Below are 23,227 nucleotides of genomic sequence, written 5' to 3' on the forward strand. Positions count from 1 at the left end.
CCTTCAACGTACTACCCGACACCGAGTCACCCGTACTCGAAGAGCCCGCGCCCATCGCCGACATCGACTGCGATGATCCCCTGCCCACTCAGGAAACCCTGACGGCAACCGACGACTGCAGCTCCGTCACCGTGACGCCCTCCGTAGATCCCTACCAGGTTGACGTCTGTAACGGATACAGCATCACCTACCGCTGGGTAGCCCGCGATGCCTGCGGCAACCAGGACGTGGAAACGGTGACCTTCAACGTACTACCCGACACCGAGTCACCCGTACTCGAAGAGCCCGCGCCCATCGCCGACATCGACTGCGATGATCCCCTGCCCACTCAGGAAACCCTGACGGCAACCGACGACTGCAGCTCCGTAACCGTGACGCCTTCCGTAGACCCCTACCAGGTTGACGTCTGTAACGGATACAGCATCACCTACCGCTGGGTGGCCCGCGATGCCTGCGGCAACGAGGACGTGGAAACGGCAACCTTCAACGTACGCCCCGACACCCAGTCGCCCGTACTCGAAGAGCCCGCACCCATCGCCGACATCGACTGCAACGATCCCCTGCCCACGCAGGAAACCCTGACGGCAACCGACGACTGCAGCTCCGTAACCGTGACGCCCTCCGTAGACCCCTACCAGGTCGACGTCTGTAACGGATACAGCATCACCTACCGCTGGGTAGCCCGCGATGCCTGCGGCAACGAGGACGTGGAAACGGCAACCTTCAATGTACGCCCCGACACCGAGTCCCCCGTGCTCGAAGAGCCCGGTGACCTTGCCGACATCAACTGTGACGATCCCTTCCCCACCCAGGAAACCCTGACGGCAACCGATGACTGCAGCCAGGTGACCGTGACGCCCACCATCGATGACTATACCGTAGACATCTGTAACGGCTATACCGTCACTTATCGCTGGACGGCCGTGGATGCCTGCGGCAACGAGGACGTGGAAACGACCTCCTTCAATGTCCTGCCCGATACCGAAGCCCCAGTAATCACTCCGTTGTTCAGTACGCCTGCTCCCGGAGGAACTATGGTAGTTGAGTGTAATAACGCGGATCCGAACTGGAACCCCTTCACCATGGGCGTAGAGGACGTGCTCGTTGAGGACGATTGCTCCAACGTGGAGGTAACCTTTGAGGACGTGCTGATTGAAGAAGGTAACTGCGGCGACTGTGATTTCCTCAGCCTGTGGTCTTGCACCTGGACGGCGACGGATGATTGCGGCAATGAGAGCAGCCTCACGATCTTCATGAAGATCGTCGACACGACCCCACCGGTTCCCGACCCCAACTTCCCCACGGAACTTACCGCGGAATGTAACAACATTCCTCCCGCAGTAACTCCGGACGCCTTTGATGCCTGTAGTTCCGTAACGACCACCATGACCGAAAGTATCGTTGGCGACCCCGCCACCGGTGCCTACGACATCGTACGGACCTACACCTTCACGGATGCCAGTGGAAAGTCGTCCACGCTCGAGCAGGTGGTTCACGTAGTGGACAACACCGCACCACGGGTATTCCCCTACGGCCCGATGCTGCAGGGAATGACGGATGGAGACCGGATGCAACTCAACTGTGGAGAGCTGAATCAACTCTTCGGGGAAATCAATGACGTCAGAGTCATTGACAATTGTGATCCTCAGCCTACCGTAACGGTCAGCAGTCGGGAAGGGAACTTCCTGGACTGTGAATTCGAAGGGTATTCCTACCTCATGACGGTTACCTACACGGCCGTAGATGCTCAGGGCAACGTATCGACCACCGAGCTATTCTTCGAAATGATCGACGACACCCCACCCGAACTCCGGGGCGTGCCGGAAGATGCCTGTGTGGACGTACTACCGGAGGCCCCGCAGGTCTTCGCGGTGGATGCCTGCAGCTCTCCCATTGTAACGATGGAAGAATCTGACCCAGCACCCTGTGGTGACGGTGGTATGGTAGTCATCCGGACCTGGACGGCCACCGACCGTTGTGGCAATGCCGCCAGCGAGAGCCAGGAAATCATCATTTCCCCTCCCGGCACCGCTTCCATCGCCGTGTTTGACCTGGATGGTAACAGCGTTGCCTCCGGAGGAGTAATCACGATGGAATCGGACTGCAAACGCGCCGACTTCGACGTGGAGGAATTCCTGCTGGCCAACATCGATGACTCCGGTAGTTGTGGATTAACGGATCTCGCCGTGGAAGTAATGGAAGCTACCGAAGGCGACTGCCTCACTGACGGTTACCTCCTTAAAGCGAACGTCAGCATTACGGCCACCGACATTTGCGGCAACCCCGTGAACTACGAAGGTATCGTCGAGGTTGTCGACCGTACGGGACCAAGCTTCGGTAACCTGGAGGCCACCGACATGCTCTGCGGAGGAATGCTGGAAATGCCCGCGCCCTACGATCTCTGTAGTGGAGTGGATACCCTCTTTGGAGAGTGGATTGACGACCCCCGGGTAAGTTGTGAAGACGAAGTGTCTACCTACACCTACCTGTGGACGGCCGTCGATGGCTGCGGCAACGTTAGTACCGCCGAGCAGGAAGTTACCATCCGCGACTTCGTGGGACCAGTGTTCAACAACCTCCCGGACGATGAATGCGCCGATGAGGTAGTACCCGGTGAGGTGACCGCCTTTGACGAGTGTAACGGAGTGGAGGTCGCGGCCGTGCTTTCGGTGAGCACCACCACCCTCGCCGGCTGTGGGGAGTTAGTCACTTACACCTGGACGGCAACCGATGCCTGTGGAAACACCAGCACCGCCCAACGCTACCAGCAGCGGGATGACGTGGTCGCCCCCACCGTGGTCGCTACCCACCCCCGTCTCGACAAGACCGAAAGTGGCGACGAAGTTACCCTTGACTGCCCCTGGAGACTGGACGAAAACGGATTCCCCGACTTCGGTGATGAAGCCGTTGCGGCAACGGACAACTGTCCGGCTGACGTAGACATTAGTCTCAACGTGAGCAAGCTATCCGACATCGACTGTGGCCCGGATTACCTCGGCCGCTACCAGTACGACTGGACGGCAACCGACCCCTGCGGCAACAGCAGCACCTACACGCTGTTCATCACCTTCGTAGACCGGGTTGCTCCCTACTTCTACGATACGCCACCCGCGATGATCACCTTCTACTGCGACGACGAAATGCCCGAGCTGGTTAAACCGGGAATTTCCGATAACTGTGGTGAAGTAGCGGTTGATTTTGTCCGTAGCCGCCGGAACACCGCCGATGGCTTCCTGGAAATCCGTCGCTGGATGGCCACTGATGCCTGTGGTAATTTCAACACCTTCGAACAGATGGTACGCTACGTTGACCGTGAGATCACCGCCGAGTTTGACCTAGCGGGCGATGAGCTTTACTGCGGCACTTCCGGCAACGCCCTGACGGTGATTCCCGACGGTGGCCAGGCACCCTACACCTACGCCTGGAGCATGGTCGACTGCGATGGCTTCATCACCAGCGGAGCCGACGAAGCGACGGTGATCTTCACCGGGGGATACAAGACCCAGAACTTCGAGGTTGTCGTTACCGATGCCAATGGATGCCAGGAAGTATTCACGATTTCCATCGGCTGCACGAAGCTCACCGACGAGGGCCCCGGAACCATTGAAGACACCAACACCGGATTTAGGCTAAATGGCCCCGACAACGGACTCAATGCCTACCCGAACCCCACTACGGGTGCCGTCCAACTCTCTCTTCCCTCCTGGGAAAGCGAGCGCGTTGACGTTTCGGTACTTGATCCGTTCGGACGGGAGGTGATGTCCCGCGAAGTGGAATACTGGCCCGCCGGACCGGTGGACCTCGACCTGAGCAAGTTACCCCAAAGTACATACGTAATACGGGTACGTAGCGCTTCCGGATTGACGGAAGCACGGCAGGTAGTGTTACTACGGCCGTAGATTTTTGATCGCCTTTATGATGGGCCCGTCTCCTGCTTGGAGGCGGGCCTTTTTTCTGCCCATAAGTTATCCGGCTAGAGGGCCATTTCGCGGGCACGGAGTGCAGGTGCCACGCTTTTCGGTACAGCAAAGGGCCTGGTTGCGAAATTTTTACCAAGTACCCTAAAGGATATATGAACTATTCACACTTAACAGTGCCCAGTATTCGTTTTCTTTGTCACACCCATTATCTGACCTCGTTTATCCCTCTCTAAGTAAGTCTAAACGAGACACTTATTCCACCACTAACCCATGAACGAATTTCAGCAACGCCTCCTGGCGCAGGCTGGTCACGTTGGGGACCAGTTGTTTCGGCATCAGCTGCTGCTGCTATCCGAGCAACAGACCACCGGCGAAGACGCCAGGTCCGATGCCCTGAACATCCTGTGGAGCCTCGTAAAGATGCGAGACCTAGTCCCCTTCCCCCCCGAATCCTCCCTCGACCTTACGCCACTCGATAAACTCCGAACGGAACTTGAGGAAGAAGACTGTGACGTGCTGCAGTGCCTCGCGGACTTTAACAACTGGATCGGGGCCGTCGATCCGGCCCTCACGGCCGGAGAAAATGACCGCCCGGAAAATGTCGAGACTTCCATCCTGAACGGGAGAATGCGGGAAAACCTGAACGGTCTCCGGGCGGCTACGGACAGCACCCGCACCCGCTTACTGGTTTCGGGGGAAAACTTCGACCGGTCCGCTTTCACCGCCGCCAGGAATGCCCTCACCTTCACCAGCGCGGTGTACGATGAAAAACTCCGGCTCGACCTCGTCCAGGCCAGGAATGAAGAATGTCGGCAGGTGGAAGCACACATCGAAGACATCAAGAACGCATCCGGAGCCAACTTCCCTTCCCGGATACAGGCGGCCGCCACTTATTTAGAGAAACGCGTGGTGCTCCCGGTTTGAGCACTCTTTTGCCTTAACAACACGGTATGAAAAAGCTTACACTATTCTGCGCCTTTGTTCTGATGGCCACCCTCGTTGCGGGGCAAAACGTCAGCTACGATATTCAGCGCATTCTTCAACTCACTCCCGAAGCCCGCAAAACCGGCAGCGTCATCAACAACCCCGCGCTGGACTCCATCGTCCTGACGCTGGCCTACTACGGCGGGATGCCCGACGTCAACGAGGTCAATCGCCTCCTGGAGGGAGCGGCCCTGCTGGAACACTACCAGGGGAACCAGGCCATCCGGGAGTACCTGATCAACGAAAAAATTGACGTCCTCCTCGAAGCCTACCTTCCCCCGGACACCCTGAGACTAGCTGCAGAAGCCGCCGCCTCTCCCCGTGGCAGCTTCCTGAAGGAATTGTCGGGTGCCGATCTGTTTTCCCGGCAGGGAAAGGTTGACCTGGGCAAAATCCGCAAAACCTTTGCCGAAGGATCCACCGCCAACTTCAGCCTGGAAGCCGCCGCGGCGGCGGCCAATGACCAGCCCGCGGCCCTTTCTTCCAGCAACCTGGTCGGCAACGCCATTGCGGGGCTTTCCGACTGGATCAGCCGACGGGCACAGGAAGAACTCACCTACAGCTTCCTCACCAAGCTCCGGGAGGACATCAACCGTAATGACCTCCAGTACCTCTTCCCCAATACTTCCAATTTTCTGCCCCAGCTGGACTTACTAAACTACAAAGCCATCCTACCCAGCATCCGCAAGGCCTTCGTGGAAGACCTCAACGCCGTTGCTTACAACCTCGGCAATTTTTTGGACGCTAAGAATGCGGCCACCTTCCGCGATCCAGCCATCTACAATGTCTTTCTGCTCTACCGCATTCTCGACCTTGAAATGCGGGACGTCCCCCCCCAGGACATTCTGGCCTTCACCTACGGAGAACTGGACAAAACCCGAATTGACACCCGCAGGAAAATCGACCTTCGCCTGGGGCAGGCCGACACCACGGCGGCCACCTACCAGGGCATCAAAATGGCCTTTGATGACTATACGGCAGCCATCGAGAACCTGAACGAACAGTTCGCTCTAGCCAATAATCAGTTGAGCAGCCAGTTGTTCAATCCCCTCATGACGCGCATCGACACGGGCATGGCCAGCCAGCCGGAGTTACAAACGGAGTATTTTCGGCGCGCCGGGGACCTCTTTCTCCCCCTCGATACGCGGCAATTACCCCTAAAGGATAATTACTGGGAAACCGGCAGCAATCCGCCCGCCACCGGCATCATTGCCTCCTGGCTGCGCGGACAGGAAGCTTACGAATATTATGAGGCCTACCCCAGCGTGGCGCGCTTCGACCAGCTATTTGGCCCCAACGCCACCCAACTCCGGCCGGAAGAACTGCGGGCCGCCGGCCTGACCGCCGTACGGGAAATTATTGCCAGTCGTCAAAAACTCAACGCCTACCGGGAACAGCTGCGGTCCCTGCTCGACGCCCGCCAGGGCCTGATGGACCTCAACAAGGAGGTGACCCAGCAACGGCGGGCTGACGAGCTCAAACGACAAAGCGCGGATACCGCAAAGGCCCGCCTTCTGGCGGACATCGAAGCCGAGATCGCCTACCAGCCCTACCCCGCCCTGCGGATGCTCCGCAACCTGACCGAAGAGGTTCTGCCCGGGCAAAAAAACGCCAAAAGCCAGCTAGCCGCCATCCGGACGCGCCTCGCCGACTGGGTGGAGGAACGGGGAGACAAGTCCTCTCCCTTCGCCAAAAGCAGTAGGGTGCCGGAGGCCGCCATGGCCAGCCTTCCTCCCCTGCAACCCGCCATCGAAACGGCTTCGGTCGCCTACGACCGCCTCTTCAGTGCCATGGAAGCCTACAGCTCCAGTCAGGCCGACACCCTCATCCGGGCGTACAAAAACCTGAGTAATTTCGAGACCCTCTTCGGGCTGGCCCAACAGGCCTTCTTCCTCCTCTCCGACGACGAAGGCAGCGAAGGGCTCTTCCTGAAAAACAACAAGCTGGCCGTCTTCCTGACGACGCCCGAAGCCCAACAGCTCATGGGGGGTATCGGACAGGAACGCCTCCAACGGGTTTCCTCCTTCGGCGACCTCGACGCCCGGGGCATTACGGATTTTCTCCTCGACTTTGGTCTACAACTCGATCAGCTCTCCGATCCGTATGCCTTCCCCGATCTGGCCGGACTTCCCGAAGCCGCCCAGCGTCGGATTCTGGCGGTAGACTTCATCAGCCAAACGGTTTCCAGCCTCCTCAACGCCAAAATTTTCACCGACCCCAACCGGGCGCGGCTGATTGATCGTTTCCCCGCCTTTGCCGACGTACCGGTAGTGAGTCAGGAAATCAATGAACTCTTCCGACTCAGTCAGACCGGCGAATACCGCTACGCCGTAGACAACCTCCTCAACCTGATGAAGGTCTTCAACGTTGCGCCGACGGCCAGCCAGAAGCAGCAACGGCTCACCGAGAAGCGGGATGAGTTGCGGCGGCTATTGCTGGACTACGAGTTTGAGGGTGACCGCGAACTGCGGGCCATCGCACTGGGACGTCCCTCCGCCGACGACCTTCCCCTCCTGGGCGATCGGCGGGACGAGGAAACCCTCCGGAAATACAGCACCGAGCTCCGGATGTCCGTAGACCCCTACGCCAAGGAAGAGCTGACGAACAGTATCCGGGACCTGAAGATTCAGCGCATCCGCGAAGAACTCACCCGGGTGGAAAAGCGGTTGTCGAAAATCAATCCCGCCCGCGTGAATGCCTTCCGGGAAAACCTCTTTCGCTACGGCACCTTCATGGCCGACGTGGCGGCAGCCGATTCCCCGGCGGCCTTCGAGGCGGCGCTGAACACCATCGCCCTGCCAGTTGGCAGCTCCCAGATCAAACGCAACCGCCCCAGCAGTCTCGAGCTAGGGGCCTACTTCGGGCTCGCCCTGAGCCGGGAACGGCTCAGCCTTCCCGCGGGCATCAACACCAGCGGGATCGAGGAGGAGGCCTGGGGTGCCGCCCTGTTCGTCCCCGTAGGCTTCACCTACAGCAAACGACTCGGCAACAGCAAGTCCTCGGTGACCTTCTTTGGTTCCCTGCTGGACCTGGGGGCCATCACGGCCTTCCGGCTGGATAAGCAATCCGACGACCCCAACGCCGCTTCGGTGGACCGCTTGCCGGAGTTCCGGCCGGCCAACGTGATTGCTCCCGGCGCTCACCTGATGTACAATTTCCCCAAGTCACCCTTCACCCTGGGCATCGGGATCCAGGACGGCCCCAGTGTGCGGAAATTCACGACCGAAGGCTCCAACAAGGAACGTGACGCCCGGGCCATCCGGGGGATGCTGACCTTCAGCGTGGACGTGCCAATCTTCCGGTTTTTCAACAAGTAGCCCTGGCCGCACGGGGGTGCCCGGCACCCGCGCGCCTGCGCCCTAATCCAGCGCCACAATACCGGGGAAACACCCGCCGAAAGAATTACCGGAAATTAATCTATTCCGGCCAACCCCGTCGTGGTCGAAGCCGTTATCCTGACGAACCTAATAACAATTGTCCCCTTGCACATTCTCGTTCTCAACGCCGGCAGTTCTTCCATTAAAGCAGCCGTCATTCACCCCGTGACCGGGCAGCGCGCCCTGGAAATGCAGGCCGATCGCCTGCTCGACGAGCCCAGGATCACCTTCAGCGACGGGACGGAAATCGAATTGACTAAAACCGGTCACGAACACGCCCTCTCCACGGGTCTGGTGGCCCTGCGGGACAAACTGAACGGCACGGAACTGGTCGCCATCGGTCACCGCGTCGTCCACGGCGGCGACCAGTTTGACCGCCCCGTACGCATTACGGAAGAGGTCATCAGCGCCATCGAATCCCTGGGGGAGCTGGCCCCGCTGCACAACCCCGTTAACCTGTCCGGCATCCGGATCGCCCAGGATTTTTTCCCCGACCTGTTCCACTACGCCGACTTTGACACGGCCTTCCACCAGAGCCTGCCCAGCCGCGCCAAAACCTACGCTCTGCCCAAAGAGCTGGCCAAGAAATACGGTATCCGCCGCTATGGCTTTCACGGGATGAGTCACCACTTCGTGGCCCGCCGGACGGCAGAGTTTCTGAAGCAGGATTACCGCAGCATGCGCATCATCACCTGCCACCTGGGCAACGGATGCAGCGTGGCGGCCGTCGAATACGGCCGGTCCGTGGAAACCAGCATGGGGATGACGCCCCTCGAAGGCCTCGTGATGGGCACCCGGAGCGGAGATATCGACCCCGGTATTATCCCCTTCATCCAGGAAAAAACGGGTAAATCCGCCAGCGAAATCAACGATCTTCTGAACCGCGAAAGCGGCCTGGCCGGACTTTCGGGGGTCGGGAACGACATGCGCACCATCCTCGAGCGCTCCACTCAGGGGGACGCCGACGCCCAGCTCGCCCTACAGGTATTCAGCCACCGGCTGCGCAAATACATCGGTGCCTACGCGGCGGTAATGGGCGGCGTGGACGCCATCGCCTTTACGGGTGGTATCGGGGAAAATTCCGCCATCGTCCGCCACCGGGCCGCCCAGCGGCTCGACTTCCTCGGGGCGATCATCAATGAAGACAAAAACAATACCCTGCGGCTCACCGACGAGGAACCCATCAGGGCCTTCAGTATGGACCACAGTCGGGTAGCCCTGCTGGCCATCCATACCGATGAACAATTGGCCATTGCCCGGGCCGGGGCCAAACTGCTGGAGCAGGCCGATCTGGTCAACACCCAGCCCACCATCCCCATTGCCGTATCCGCCCGCCACATTCACCTGCGGCAGGAGACGGTGGATGTGCTCTTCGGCAAGGGGCACCAACTGACGGTGAAAAAGTGGCTTTCACAGCCCGGGCAGTTCGCCGCCGAAGAAACGGTGACCGTGGTGGGGCCCCGCAACACCATTGAACGGGTACGGGTACTGGGACCGGTGCGGCCCAAGGACCAGCTGGAAATATCCCGTACCGATGAATTCTTCCTCGGTATCGACGCCCCGATTCGGGAATCCGGAAAGGTGGAAAACACCCCGGGTTGTAAGCTTATCGGTCCGGCCGGAGAGTACGATCTGGAAGATGGCGTCATCTGCGCCTGGCGCCACATCCACATGACCCCCGAAGACGCCGAACGCTTCGGCGTGGACGATCGGGACATCGTCGAGGTTGAAGTCGGTAACGGGGATCGGGCCCTCACCTTTGGCAACGTACTGGTACGGGTTTCCCCGAACTACCGCCTGGAGATGCACATCGATACCGACGAGGGCAACGCAGCCGAAATTAGTCCCGGAGACGAAGGCGTACTCTTCGAAACCGGCCAGCGCGGCCAGCTGCGCAAGCGGCGGTTACGGCACGAGGTGTAGACGCTATCGCGCCGGTCGGAACGGTTCCCTTTTTTCGCGCAGCATCCGTGCGTGGAAAGCCTCCGCCAAGGCCTCCAGCTCCGCTACTTTTTGCGGAAACTCCTCGGCCACGTTATACCGCTCTCCCGGATCGCCGTATAGATCGTAAAGCTCGAGCTCCGAATCCCGGTAGGCGTAACTCCCGCGATTTCCGTCGTTGGCCACCCGATCTACGTAGCGGAAATTGTGGGGAAGGTGCAGTTTCCACCGACCGAGGCGCACCGCGTCCAGGTTACCGGAGCGATAGTAATAAAAGGGCGTGACCGCAGGTGCCTGGTTCTCCCGGAGGAGCAGGCTGAGGTCACGGCCGTCGATGGCCCGTTCGGGGAGGGGCGCACCGGTGAGGGCGGCCAGGGTGGGCAGGACGTCCGTCAGCGAAGCTGGGGCGTGGTTAACGCTTCCGGCGGGGATGCCCGTCGGCCAACGGGCCAGGAAGGGAACGCGCATTCCGCCTTCGTAGGTAGTGCCTTTGCCTTCCCGGAAGGGACCGGCCGAGCCGGCGTGGTTGCCGTAGGTGAGCCAGGGGCCGTTGTCGGAGGTGTAAATAATGATGGTGTTTTCGTCCAGCTCCAAGCGATCAAGGGTGGCGAGGAGTTCCCCGACCGAGGCGTCGATCTCTTCGATGACGTCCGCGTAGGTACCGAAGCCACTCCGATCCCGAAATCCATCGGAGGTGAAGAGGGGCACGTGCGGCATGCTGTGGGCGAGGTAGAGGAAGAAACTCGTATCCTGATGCTCCTCCAGGAATTGGATGGCCCGCTGGGTATAGCGGCTGGTGAGTTCCCGCTGATCGGGGTTGAGGGCGACGACTTCATCGCCGTCCAGCAGGGGCAGATCGGGCCAGAGCGGATCATTACCGGGATGCATATCGTTGCTGTATGGCAGGCCGAAGAACTCGTCGAATCCGTGCCGGAGGGGCATCGTTTCGGGGAAATGGCCCAGGTGCCACTTGCCAACCATGCCGGTGGCGTAGCCCGCCTGCTTGAGCATTTCGGGGAGGGTGGTTTCGGTGGCGTTGATGCCGTACTGTTTGTTGGCCGTCCAGTTCGGGCCTTCGGGCCCGATGACGTCGGGGATGCCCACCCGGGGCGGATAGGCTCCCGTCAGGAGCGCCGCCCGGGAGGGAGAACAGGAGGGGAAGGCGTAGAAATTGGTCAGTTTAAGTCCTTCGGCGGCCATGCGATCGAGGTGGGGTGTACGAATCCGGGTGGACCCATAGACGCCCACGTCACCGTAGCCCTGGTCGTCGGCGAAGACGATGATGATGTTGGGCGGACCGACGGGCGTCTCGGCCTCCGCCGGCGGCGGCGGGGTGGAGCAGGACAGCAGGCTGGCCAGCAGGAGGCTGGCCAAAATTTTTGGGACGTGCATAGGAGTGCGTAGAGAGAAACGAAGCAGTAAAGAGGAGGACGCCCCCGGGGAGGGCTCACCATGAATGATCCGTGATTCCCCGAGCACTACACTCCGATGGGCAAGGTATTGCTACGCTCCCGATTACGGATCCCACCCGGACGGCCGCCGGGAAATTCACGGCACCCGCACCTGGTGATTCAAGTATTCCGTTACGCTTCACGCGCCGTCGTAGCTCGGAGCGGAGCTCCTCGGCCGTGTATTTTCCGTACGTGGTTCCACTCGGAGCGGGGCTCCTCGACCGATTTCCCCGCCCGGCGTCCCAGCTCGGAGCGGAGCCCCTCGACCGATTTTTTCCGCACACCTCGCAGCTCGGAGCGGAGCTCCTCGACCGTGTATTTTCCGTACGTGCCTCACTCGGAGCGGGGCTCCTCGACCAGCATCTTTTTCGCATGCTGCCCCGCAAACTGAACGCCCGTGACGACTTCTTCTTCGAGGAGGAATTCGTAGTAGGTTCCTGACTGTTTATTGAAGAAGGTGTGGTCCGATTCGGGGAGGAGGTAGACGGATCCGGTGGAAAAGAAGTCGGAGGAGAACGTCAGCCCGTCATCTTTGACGACTATACTTCCATCACCACCGTCTCCCAGGCGATATTGGCCAGCAAAGCGGGCCAGCGCCTCGGGCGTTTGCGCGGCGAACGTTCTGGTTCTTGGGTTGATGCCGGGCAGATCGTATTCTTCCGCGATGCTCAGGAGCATTTCCCAGATGATGGTGCTGCCCGCATCAGAATTGGACATGACCGCCACGGCGATCGGCATATCTTTCCAGATCATGAGTTCGGCCCGAAAGCCTTCGTCGGCCCCGCCGTGGCCGAAGTAGTCCTCCACCACGTAGGGTCCCAGTCCCATGTCGTTGTCGTCCGGGCGGAGCATTTCCGTGACGGTACCGACCTTCAGGAAGCCATCTTCCTGACTTTGCTGCACTTCCTGAATGGCGTTGGCCCACAGGAGGAGTTCCGACGGGGTTGTCCACAGTCCTGCGGCCGCCATTTCGGGGTAGACGTGCCAGTTGCCCGCCACTACACTGCCGTCCGTATAGTAGCCCGCCGCCGCGCGGGCGTGGTACCGCTGCGGCAGTGGGTTTTCGAAGGTACTTGAGCTCATCCCCAGGGGACTAAGTACCCGATCCTCCATGACCGTAGCGAAGGGCCGCTGCTCAAGATCGGCGACCAGCTGTTGCATGATGGTGTAGCCCCCACCGCTGTATTTGTATCCGGCGCCGGGCTCCCGGAAGACCCTCACCGGATCGGTATTACCCCTGCCGTCCAGGATGTCGGGAACGCTGGGCAGGACCGCCCCCCGCGGGTAGCCCGGGAAGCCGTGGACGGTGAGTCCGGCCGTGTGGGTAAGTAGTCTGCGGGTGGTGACTTTCTCCCGGGTGGTGAATTCGTTGTCGGGCACCCGCCAGCTGCTCAGGTAGTCGTTGACGTTGGCGTCCAGGTCCAGCACACCCCGCTCGAACAGCTGCATCGCGCTGGTGGCCGCCACGGGCTTGCTGATGGAGCCGGCCTGGAATAAGGTCTCGGGGGTAACCGGTCGATTGTCTGTGCTATCCGCCATCCCGTAGCCACGGGCCCATTCCACCTCCCCATTCCGCAACACCGCCACGCTGAGTCCGGGGATGCCCAGCTCTTGCAAACGCTCGTCGACATTGTACTTGGGGACGTCAAATCCGATGATTTGCAGTCGGGGCTGTAGTCCGTTCTCGATGCGGGTGATTTTATCCCGGAGCGCCGGGTCGTCGGCTTCGCCACCCTCAGGTGGCGGGGTGCAGGTGGTGCAGGAAAGACAAAACAGGAGGAAGACCAGGATACGCATGGGGCTGGGTTGGGTACTCAAGGAGGGAAGGCGGAACGGCCTTCCCCGGGAGAGTACTGCGCCTTGCGGGAATGGTTACACGGGATGGAGAGATTTTGGGGAGGGAAGGCTTTCCGGCGGCTGATGCAACCGGCCACTAATTAAATTTTGGGGCTAAAATTTAATTAGCAGGCTCCTTAATTAAGATTTAGGCCGAATTTTTAATTAAGATGGGTGATTGTTAAAGATTTCTCCCATTTTTTTAATTAAGACCCCCGCCTAGTAAAGCCACCTTAACCAAGGCGTACACCCCACACATCCAAAACATGAGTCGCAGATATACAGCTGAATAGGCATACAAAATGAAGTTTTTTATCTCAGTTGCCCCAATAGGCATAAAAATTTAGATTTTTTATACCTATTTTTGATTTAAGTTAAATTTTTATGTCTAATATTGTTTGATGGAGCCCACTTATGATATTCCTTCGTTGCCCTTGACTTACAACTTTGACACGATCCCGGTTTTAAGGGCGCTCAATGCCGCTTCCCGGGCACTCGCAGAGTTAAAAGGAACCGCTAGAACCATTCCAAACGAGCAGGTCCTGATCAATACGCTCACGATCCGAGAGGCCCAGGACAGCTCTGCCGTGGAGAATATCATCACCACCCAGGATGAGCTTTTCCGGGCAGAAATTGACATATCGGAACGCCACTCACCCGCTACCAAGGAAGTACAACGCTATGCCATCGCTCTACGACAAGGATTTAACGACGTAAAAGCTACGGGGCTCATTACCCGCCCGCACATAATCAACATTCAACAGGCGCTGGAACAAAACCGGGCGGGTATTCGCTCTACCCCCGGAACGCAATTAGAAAATAACCGGACCAGAAAAGTAGTCTACATTCCGCCACAACACTGGGATGACATCAACCACCACTTTGACAACTTAATCCGGTACTTGAATGACGATACCCTTTGCCCGCTGGACCCCCTGGTTAAAATGACCATCATACACCACCAATTTGAAAGCATTCACCCATTCTACGACGGCAATGGCAGGACGGGGAGGATCATTAATATTCTATACCTGGTGCAGCAGGGCTTATTGGAGTTACCCATCCTTTACCTCAGCCAGTACATCATAGCCAATAAGGAAGACTACTATCGGCTACTACAGACAGTTCGTGACCAGGGAGACTGGGAGGCCTGGGTAGTATATATGCTTCGTGGCGTGGAAGTCACCGCTAAGCAGAGTATCGCTTTGATTTCAGCCATCCGCTCCACCATGCGGGAAGTGAAACGACAACTGCGGGAGGAACACCCCAAAATTTACAGCCAGGATTTACTGAACAACATTTTTCGCCATCCCTACACCAAAATACAGATCGTAGCCGATGACCTGGATGTTCATCCGCTCACCGCTCGTAAGTACCTCGGCATCCTCACGGAAGCGGGCATCCTCACGGAACATAAACTCGGTCGGGATAAGTATTTCGTCAATGGTCGCCTGATAAATTTACTCGCCACAGGCTAAGGGTGCCAAACTAAGTCCTCAGATGCACGGACCAATTCTCACATGCCACCCCCCCAAAAACCAAAAAAGGCCCTCCGCCGAAGCGAAGGACCTTTTTCTTGGGTAGACCCACTAGGACTCGAACCTAGAATGACAGAACCAAAATCTGCAGTGTTGCCAATTACACCATGGGTCTGTGACCAGCCGGGGAGCTAACTCCCTTAGCGGCCGCAAATATACAACCACCCGGAAATTCCCACAAGCAGTCGGTACTTTTTTTAGTACATTTTGAGATTTTGTCTTTCGGCCAGAAGCAGCCAATCGTCAACGTCTCCCAATGCGATTAACCCCCTTCTATCGGGAAAGGTTGCGGGCCATTGCCCGCAATTGCGGTCTTAGAACAGGGCCAGGTCGATGGCCGCCTCCACGACGTCCATTACCTGGGGCTTGCTGGCGTAGTCGCCCTCGTCGGCGTAGCCGGGGCGGTGCGCCGCCCCCGTCAGCGTTTTGACCGGAGCGTCCAGGTACTGGTAGCCGCCGTGTACCTCCAGAATCTGCTGACTCAGGAAGGCCGAGGTACCACCAGGGGCATCCTCGTCCACGATGAGCAGACGGTTGGTGTTCTTGAGGTGCTGGTTGACGATGCGCTGCTCCAGGTCGAAGGGCAGCAGCGTCTGTACGTCAATGACTTCGGCTTCAATGCCCTGCTCCTCGAGCAGCTCGGCGGCCTCCAGGCAGACCCGCACGCAGGCGCCGTAGGTGAGGATGGTCAGGTCCGTACCCTCGCGGAGGCACTCGGGTACCCCAAGGGGGACGGTGAAGTCGGCGTAGTTCGTGGGTTGCTGCTCGCGCAGGCGGTAGCCGTTGAGGACTTCCACCACCAGAGCCGGATCGTCGCCCTGCAGCAGGGTGTTGTACATGCCGGTGGCCTGGACCATGTTGCGGGGAACGCAGATGTGCATGCCCCGACAGGTGCTCACCAGGCTGGCCAGGTAACTGCCGCTATGCCAGATGCCCTCGAGGCGGTGGCCACGGGTGCGGATGATGGCCGGTGCCGACTGGGTGCCGGCGCTGCGCCAGCGCAGCGTAGCAATGTCGTCGGCCAGGACGGACATGGCGTAAAAGATGTAGTCCAGGTACTGGATCTCGGCGATGGGCCGCATGCCGCGCATGGCCATGCCCATGGCCTGGCCGAGGATGGTCCATTCCCGGATACCGGTGTCGAAGACCCGGTGCTTACCGAATTCCTCCTGAAGACCGGCAAAGCCCTGGTTCACGTCGCCGATCTGGCCGACGTCTTCCCCAAAGGCAAACATGTTCGGATACTGCTTCAGTTTGGCCCGGAAGAAATCCTGCAGGACCTGGTAACCCGGAACGGGTTTAGCGTCCTCATCAATCACGGCGGGAACGGTAGGCACCCGCAGGGGCGATTGCTCGGTGTCGCTGTACAGGTCGCTGCCCACCTGCTCGCTCAAGCGGCGCTGCGCGTCGCGCAGCCACTGGGTGATGGGCTGGGGTAGATTGTCCGCACCGATGGCCAGGCGTAACCGCCGACAAGCGTCCACCACCTCGCTGAGTAGGGGCACTTCCAGTCCCATCAGGTCTTCCCGGCAACGCTCGTAGGCAGCGTTGCTCTGTCCGTTGGTGGGCAGAAGTTTCAGTAGGGCGTCGCGTTCGGCGCTCAGGCGACCAACGAAGGTATCCCAGGCGTTCTTCCGCGATTCCTTTACCGCCTTCTTGGCGGCCTTATCCAGTTCGGCCAGCTGCCCGGCGTCGGCAACTTCCGTGGCGATGAGCCAGTGACGGAACTGCTCCAGGCAATCCCATTCCTTTTCCCAGGTCAGCCGCTCCTTACTCTTGTAGCGCTCGTGGCTGCCGCTGGTACTGTGTCCGTTGGGCTGGGTGAGTTCACTCACGTGCACGAGTGCCGCGCGGTGGGTCTCCCGGGCGCGCTCGGCCACCTTCGGGTAGAGGTCCATGAGGGCGGGATAGTCCCAACCCTTAACCTTATATATATCGATACCGCTGCCGGTACCGTCGACCTTGAGGCCGGCCATGGCCTCACTGATGCTGCCCTTGGTCGTTTGTAGTTCTTTGGGGACGGAGATGCCGTAGCCATCGTCCACCACGGTGACCACCAGGGGAACGTTCATCACGCCGGCGGCATTCATCGTCTCCCAGAATACACCTTCAGAGGTGGAGGCATCACCGATTTCTGACCAGACGATCTCGTCGCCGTCGCGGCTGAAGCCCTCGGAGGGGATGCTGCTGTCGGTCCGGTAAAGTTTGGAGGCCAGGGCGAGGCCGAGGCCGCGCGCCATTTGACCGGCGGTGGGGGAAGTACCGCTGCTGACGTTCAGGCTATCGAGTTGATTGACCCACGCTCCCGTTTCGTCGATGGTGGGGGTGGAGTGGTGCCCGACCATCTGCCGTCCGCGGCTGAAACCGTCGGCGGCGGCGTCGGCGTAGAGTTGGGCGAGGACGTCCTCCACCTTGATGAGGCCGAGGGCCAGCAGGAGGGTGTGGCCCCGATAGTAGTCGGCCCGCCAGTCGCCGCGAGCGATGGCCCGCGCCATGGCCACCTGGTAAAGTTCTTTTCCATCGTCACTGATCCCAAACTTCGCCCGACCGGTAAGTACATCCCGTCGGATGAAGTTGCTCAGCTCGCGGCTGACCCGGCAGATGTAGTAGTCCCGAAGGGCCGGATGGGTATTGACACCAGCCGGTTCCTCAAGCTCAATTAGCGGTAGTTCAGGATCGTTCTGTGACAAGGCTTTTCGTTTTGTCCGTGGCCGAAACCACGGGAATTTGGCGCGGTGGTTAGTCGCTGAAATTTGGTGGGCAAAATGTCAAGATAGGCGGGGATAATACAAAACAGACGGCGCATTCGCCGCACAAAACTTACCACAAAATTAACGCTTTTGTACCATTGAGGGTTGATTTGCCCCCTCACGGCAGCGTAAAATCAACAGGGTGTTACCGGCACTTTGCCGCCGGGCCAACACGCGTTCTTGCTCCTTTTTTTGCGACGAAAGTTTATTCGCCCAAGAGGGGCTTTTTCCAAAATAAAAATTTTTTACCCCGGAGATCCATTTTTTTCTTCTGATCCTCCTTTGGGCGAGGCCGCAGGTGCAAAAAATATCCGTACGGCCAGGTTGGAGATAGGAGGTTTTTTGTCTGGAGGGGAGGGTGATTGGGGGTCGGAACTACCCGCGGAGGCCCTGGTCCGTTCCGAGAACGGACTGCAGACCTCGCTGCGGAAAGGAGGACCCTTCCAGGGCCCCTTCCAATAAACTTGGCGGGCGTGGTCACCTTTCGGCGAAAGGTGACACCAAAATACATTGCACCCGCGCTCCGTCGCCCAAATTAATCTACGACTCCATAAAATCTACCTGGACCATGTCCTCGATCTGGACGCCCAGCAGGGAAGCGGCGCGGTCCAGGTTGATGGCGACCTCCAGCAGTCCGTCGGAATTGAAGCGGCACAGTTTTTCGCCCTCCGGCACGTCGTGGTAGCGGAAGCTGAGGCCGTCGATGGGGTCCATGCGCTTGATGAGCAGCTGGAAGCCGCGGCCGCGGCCCACTTCCTCGAAAAGGTCCCGGCTGATGTTGGTGGTGATGTTAGCGTAGCGGTCGATGAAGACCACCGCTCCCCGGATGTAGTTGGGCCCGATGACCGGCTGGAAGGCCAGCCGCTCGGTGAAGCGGGTTGCCGGCAGGCCGATCTCCTGAAAGGGCTTCCCCTGTGCGATGTGGGCCACCGCCCGGGCGTAGATGGCGGAGAGCGAATCCTTGCGGGTGTAGCCGTCCAGCACGAAGGTATCCCGCGGCATCTGGCCGAAAATCAGGCTGAAGATGCCGTTGTCGGGGCCGATGAAGAAGTGACGATCGTGGCGAATGGCCAGGAAACGTCCGCGGGGCTGATAGAAATCATTGACGCTGATCAGGTGGATCGTCCCCTGGGGGAAGTGAGTCCAGCAACGGTTAAAGATGAAGGCAGCCCGGACGATGTCGTAGGGAGGCACTTCGTGGCTGACGTCGACGAACTGCAGGGCCCGGTGAGCGGCCAGCAGGTGGGCCTTCAACCGGGGAAGGTGGAAGTCCTCACGGCCAAAATCCGTCGTCAGGGTAAGCAGGGAAGTGTTTGGAGTAGCCAAATTGGTGGGTTAGTAAGTTAGACTGTTGGTCGGTGAGTTCGCTGGTCGGTTAGTCGGCTGACGGCAATAATATAGAAGTAAAGATAAGGGGACGAAACTTTCACAGCTTTTCCTTAGTTTTGGAAGACAGTGCCACGTACCACTGAAGGTGCGGGTCCAAAAGTATTCGTTTGAGCGAAATCGTATTATCCATTCAGGGTGTCGACCCCCTGGAACTTCTCGGAGAAAACAACCGCAAACTCAACCTCCTGCGGGAGGCCTACCCAGACGCGACCGTTACGCAGCGGGGTACCAACATCAAAATCAAGGGGGATAAAAAAGATACCCAGCGCCTCAAGCAGCATCTGGAGATGATGATGCGCTTGCTGCAGGACAACCGGGAGCTGAGCAAGCAGACCGTGGAAGACCTACTGGCGGGGGAAAATCCCTTCCAGACGCGACTGGGCAACGGCGCCTCCAACAAGACGATCGTCTACGGCCGAAACGGCAAGCCCATCAAGGCGCGCACGAAGAACCAGGCCGCCATGGTGGAGGCCGCGGCGAAAAACGACATCGTTTTTGCCATTGGTCCGGCGGGTACCGGTAAGACGTATACGGCCGTAGCGCTGGCCGTGCGTGCACTCAAGAACAAGGCCGTCAAGAAGATCATCCTGACCCGCCCGGCCGTTGAGGCGGGAGAGAGCCTGGGTTTCCTGCCCGGCGATCTGCAGGACAAAATCGACCCCTACCTGCGCCCCCTCTACGATGCGCTGGACGACATGATTCCGGCCGATAAGCTCGCCAAATTCCGGGAAGACCGCACCATCGAAATCGCTCCCCTGGCCTACATGCGGGGACGGACGCTGGACAACTGCTTCGTGATTATGGACGAGGCGCAGAATACGACGACCAGCCAGATCAAGATGTTCCTGACCCGCCTGGGCCCCTCGGCCAAGTGCATCATCACCGGTGACCTGAGCCAGGTCGACCTACCCCGCAACCAGGTCTCCGGACTGCGCCGGGCCATCAAGCTGTTGCAGCCGATCAAGGGCATCGGGACCGTCCGCCTGACGGCGGAGGACGTCGTGCGTCACCGCCTGGTGAAGGCCATCATCAAGGCCTACGATGCGGCCGACGAGGCCGAAGGCCGCGGCCGTTTCGGCGACCGGAGCAGCAGCAAGCCCGAGACGAGCACCTTTGAGCGGCTCGGCCCTCCGGGCCGCAGTCGGCGACCGCGGGCGGATGAAGAGAACTTCTTCGAGTAGCCAGGTAACCTTTACTTATCGACCAATTGGGCCATGAAGCCCCAATTCATCGCCTGGGCCCTGCCCAGGTAGAGCGGATTGGCTTGTTGCCAGAGGTCATCCGAGCGTACCCAGAGCACCAACTTATTTTCACCCGCCTTGAGCGGAAGGGTGATGCGGTGCTCACCGGGGCTGATGCGACCGAAGTTTTCGGTGTCCAGTTCGTAGCCGTAGGAAATGATTTGGTCGTTGAGGACGATCATCATAACCTGGCTGAAGTCATAGAGCAGGTCGACTTCTTTGTCTTCTTCTGCCTGGATCATGGTCTTGGCGAAGACAGCCTCTTTGGGATGGTCAAAGTAGCGGGCTAAGTTGACCAGTCCGTCGCGGTCCGCCTTGACGGCCGTCCACGTGTCGTTTTCTTCCGCATTCTTGAGCCGATTATAGTATTGAACTTGCCGCACGATTTGGCCTTCCGTTTGCGGGGAGATCATCCAGTCGGTGAGGTAGCCATCATCCGGGATGGTGGACTTCACCCGAAAAGGGGTGCTTTCCGTGAGCTCAATGTTGGAGTAATACCCGTTGGCAAAGGAGGTCTTCAAAAAAAGTTGGCCGGCATCCGCATAGCCGCCAAGTAATTTTATGGAGAGGTTAGGCTTGACCTGATCGCCTACGAATACCCGCAGGTTATCCTCAAATACTTCCACCTTTATATGTACCCATTCCTCTGGCGATACGTCGGCGGTGACTTCATACATCGGGTAATTGTACAGCTGCCACCCCAGCGCGCCATTAAAAACGGGGGCATACTGAAGGGCTTCTTTACTCCCTCCGGCGAATACCCGCAGGTAGAGGAATTCGTAATTGAACAGGTCTTCCGCCCGGAAACCTATTCCGGGCATCGCTCCTCCGGCGACATCCATTTCGAGGGTGAAATTTTTCGGTGCCCGTTCCTTCAGCAGGACAATTTGATGGGCTTCTAATTTCAAGGCATGTGTTCCTTTATGCGCTGCTACCTGGTGGGGTAATTCATCCCCCGTGCCATTATCGATGCGCTGCCAGTGTGCATCGGTTAGGGGAATGGGCTGTGCGGATAGACAATTGACGGCAAGGAAGAGGAGAACGGCAAGCGTTTTAAGCTGCGAGGACATTTGATGGGTCTTTTGGGTAAATAATTGGTGCGCTTTCCTTCATGGGGCATCACCCCTCCATAAGGAAGCTCCCTCAAGATTGGGGTGTTGCCGCCGACCACTCAAATAATCCGCTGTTCAAGTTGAAGTCAAGTTTGTTCAAGCCTCCTGATGGCCCATTAGGCGGTCCGTTTGGCCGCCCGCATCCGCCGTTTGTTGTCGAGCGTACCGAGGAGGATTTCCCACAGATCTTCGTAGGGGATCCATTCGATGTCGCTGATCTCCCGGTGCTCCAGTTCCGGGGAGTTGATCATTTTCTCCAGGATGGGTTTCCCCAGGCGTTCGGCCGCCACGCGGTTGAAGTTGGCGTCGACGACCTTGAGTATCAAGCGGTAGAAGCAGTTGTTGCGGAATTCCTGCTTCCCCTTCAGGTAGCGTCGGCGGAAGCGGTCAAACCCTTCTACCCGATCGACCACCTTATCGTATTCCCCACGGGCCATCAAAAACATCATCTGCAGGATAAGTACCTGCACGTAGAGTCCGTGCTTGTTTTTCTCGTAATTCGGGATACTGTTCAAAAAGCGATTCAGCCGAAATGGCCGCAGCTTCGGCAGGTCCTCCACCGGTTCCACCTGTCCGGTGGCGACGAGGAGATGGACGAAGGCTTCGAGGATGCGCCAGTATTGAATGAAATGACTGCCAATAGCAGTTTGAATTTTTCCAAAGTCACATTCAGAAAATTCTACAAAGGCGTACTCATAATTTTTAGTTCCTAGTCCAAGTCGGATAGATAACTCAGAAACCTTAATTAAATTAACTTCCGTACTTGATATAGATTCTTTAGCCTCAACAACCTTTTGTATGCCCCTATCGAACTTCCTCTGATACACCTCGCATTCAAGACTAAGTAAATGCAACAACTCTAAATTTACCTTAGTAGTTCCTCTGCACAACTTAATTTGAGCTTCCCCCTTCCTTAATTCATCAATAGCTAGGCTATACTTCCTTTTCCACATCAAGCTATACACCTTCATCAAGTAGAAACATATCTGAATTTTAGGAATTTCTGGGTGCTTTTCTGCTATCTCTAATGACTCCTTAGAGTACATCTCCGCCAATTTTGCCAGCTCTACAACTGGTTGATTATCGTAAAACTGGCACTTTAACTTTTTATACCTATTTACTACTAGCGCTTGATCGAATTGAGCCTGCAGATAGTATTCAGTTAATTCCATATACTTTTCAAACTCCTTTTTATTATAATCCACACTCATGCTTAGTGTTGATAATACGTCAGATAGCTCAAAATTCAAATTTACGATCTCATAGTGTCTAACCTTCTTGAAGGTATAATTGGCAATTTTCTTTCCTAAAAGAAATTCTTTTCTAGAAACAAGGTACATTACGATTCCCAGCAACTTAAACCCATTTTCGTATGCTAAATTATAATTCGAGAACAAAAATTTGGGCTCAGTAGACAAACTGAAAGACTCAACTAATACCTTCCATAGTCGCTCTTTTAAACGTTTATATGCTGGGTAAGTATGATCCTTTTCTTTCCCATACAGAAGGGAGACTATCTCTGCCTCATCATCAACTCGACCCAGCGTTCTTTTTAACAGAATGTATAAGCGTTCCAGCTTAGACGGTAAAGACATCACCCCCTGGTTCTTCTTTATAAGCGACAACACAGTAGCTCCATCAGAAATTTCGATCAATTCCTTAAGTTCTTTCATAGTTTTAATTGCATC

The 23,227-nt window shown here is 57.8% G+C and carries 11 protein-coding genes, 1 tRNA gene and 1 pseudogene; 6 read left to right on the top strand and 7 right to left on the bottom strand.

Going from position 1 to position 23,227, the window contains the following annotated elements:
- The 4 genes and pseudogenes from E1J53_RS24020 to E1J53_RS21550 all read left to right on the top strand — a co-directional run.
- Positions 1-3,899, top strand: a pseudogene (locus E1J53_RS24020) (T9SS type A sorting domain-containing protein); the annotation flags it as partial.
- A gap of 291 nt (positions 3,900-4,190) precedes the next feature.
- Positions 4,191-4,844, top strand: coding sequence for a hypothetical protein (locus E1J53_RS21540; RefSeq protein ID WP_134274446.1), 654 nt, complete (start codon positions 4,191-4,193; stop codon positions 4,842-4,844).
- Between the two features lie 26 nt (positions 4,845-4,870).
- Positions 4,871-8,221, top strand: coding sequence for a hypothetical protein (locus tag E1J53_RS21545; RefSeq protein ID WP_134274447.1), 3,351 nt, complete (start codon positions 4,871-4,873; stop codon positions 8,219-8,221).
- Positions 8,222-8,386: 165 nt separating this feature from the next.
- The gene (locus E1J53_RS21550) at positions 8,387-10,204 is read left to right on the top strand and encodes an acetate/propionate family kinase (RefSeq protein WP_134274448.1); all 1,818 of its coding nucleotides are present in this window, start codon (positions 8,387-8,389) and stop codon (positions 10,202-10,204) included.
- A gap of 3 nt (positions 10,205-10,207) precedes the next feature.
- Here E1J53_RS21550 and E1J53_RS21555 read toward each other — a convergent pair whose 3' ends face one another.
- Both E1J53_RS21555 and E1J53_RS21560 read right to left on the bottom strand, forming a co-directional pair.
- Positions 10,208-11,614 carry a sulfatase gene (locus E1J53_RS21555; RefSeq protein WP_134274449.1) on the bottom strand — a complete coding sequence of 469 codons (1,407 nt, stop codon included), beginning with the start codon at positions 11,612-11,614 and terminating at the stop codon, positions 10,208-10,210.
- 392 nt (positions 11,615-12,006) lie between these two features.
- On the bottom strand, positions 12,007-13,470 hold the full coding sequence (locus E1J53_RS21560) for a serine hydrolase (RefSeq protein WP_134274450.1): 1,464 nt from the start codon (positions 13,468-13,470) through the stop codon (positions 12,007-12,009).
- A gap of 440 nt (positions 13,471-13,910) precedes the next feature.
- Between E1J53_RS21560 and E1J53_RS21565 the strand changes: the two genes are divergently transcribed.
- The gene (locus E1J53_RS21565) at positions 13,911-14,987 is read left to right on the top strand and encodes a Fic family protein (protein WP_134274451.1); all 1,077 of its coding nucleotides are present in this window, start codon (positions 13,911-13,913) and stop codon (positions 14,985-14,987) included.
- Between the two features lie 103 nt (positions 14,988-15,090).
- On the opposite strand, the gene E1J53_RS21570 is transcribed toward E1J53_RS21565, so the two are convergent.
- From E1J53_RS21570 to E1J53_RS21580, 3 genes are all read right to left on the bottom strand, one after another.
- Positions 15,091-15,162 (bottom strand) — tRNA-Gln (locus E1J53_RS21570).
- A 199-nt stretch (positions 15,163-15,361) separates the two neighbouring features.
- A complete protein-coding gene (locus E1J53_RS21575; RefSeq protein ID WP_154640271.1) occupies positions 15,362-17,737 on the bottom strand; it encodes a thiamine pyrophosphate-dependent enzyme in 2,376 nt (791 codons plus the stop codon).
- A gap of 600 nt (positions 17,738-18,337) precedes the next feature.
- Entirely contained in the window at positions 18,338-19,123 is a 786-nt protein-coding gene (locus tag E1J53_RS21580; protein WP_253932241.1) for an S-adenosyl-l-methionine hydroxide adenosyltransferase family protein, read from the bottom strand.
- A 170-nt stretch (positions 19,124-19,293) separates the two neighbouring features.
- Between E1J53_RS21580 and E1J53_RS21585 the strand changes: the two genes are divergently transcribed.
- Positions 19,294-20,367, top strand: a complete 1,074-nt coding sequence (locus tag E1J53_RS21585; protein ID WP_154640272.1) for a PhoH family protein — start codon at positions 19,294-19,296, stop codon at positions 20,365-20,367.
- A gap of 11 nt (positions 20,368-20,378) precedes the next feature.
- Here the strand turns inward: E1J53_RS21585 and E1J53_RS21590 are convergent, their stop codons facing one another.
- The gene (locus E1J53_RS21590) at positions 20,379-21,497 is read right to left on the bottom strand and encodes a hypothetical protein (RefSeq protein ID WP_134274453.1); all 1,119 of its coding nucleotides are present in this window, start codon (positions 21,495-21,497) and stop codon (positions 20,379-20,381) included.
- 158 nt (positions 21,498-21,655) lie between these two features.
- Positions 21,656-23,212: a hypothetical protein gene (locus E1J53_RS21595; protein WP_134274454.1), complete on the bottom strand. Its 1,557-nt coding sequence runs from the start codon at positions 23,210-23,212 to the stop codon at positions 21,656-21,658.
- Positions 23,213-23,227: the final 15 nt, after the last annotated feature.

Source organism: Lewinella sp. W8 (assembly GCF_004375085.3).
Classification (GTDB): Bacteria; Bacteroidota; Bacteroidia; order Chitinophagales; family Saprospiraceae; genus Neolewinella.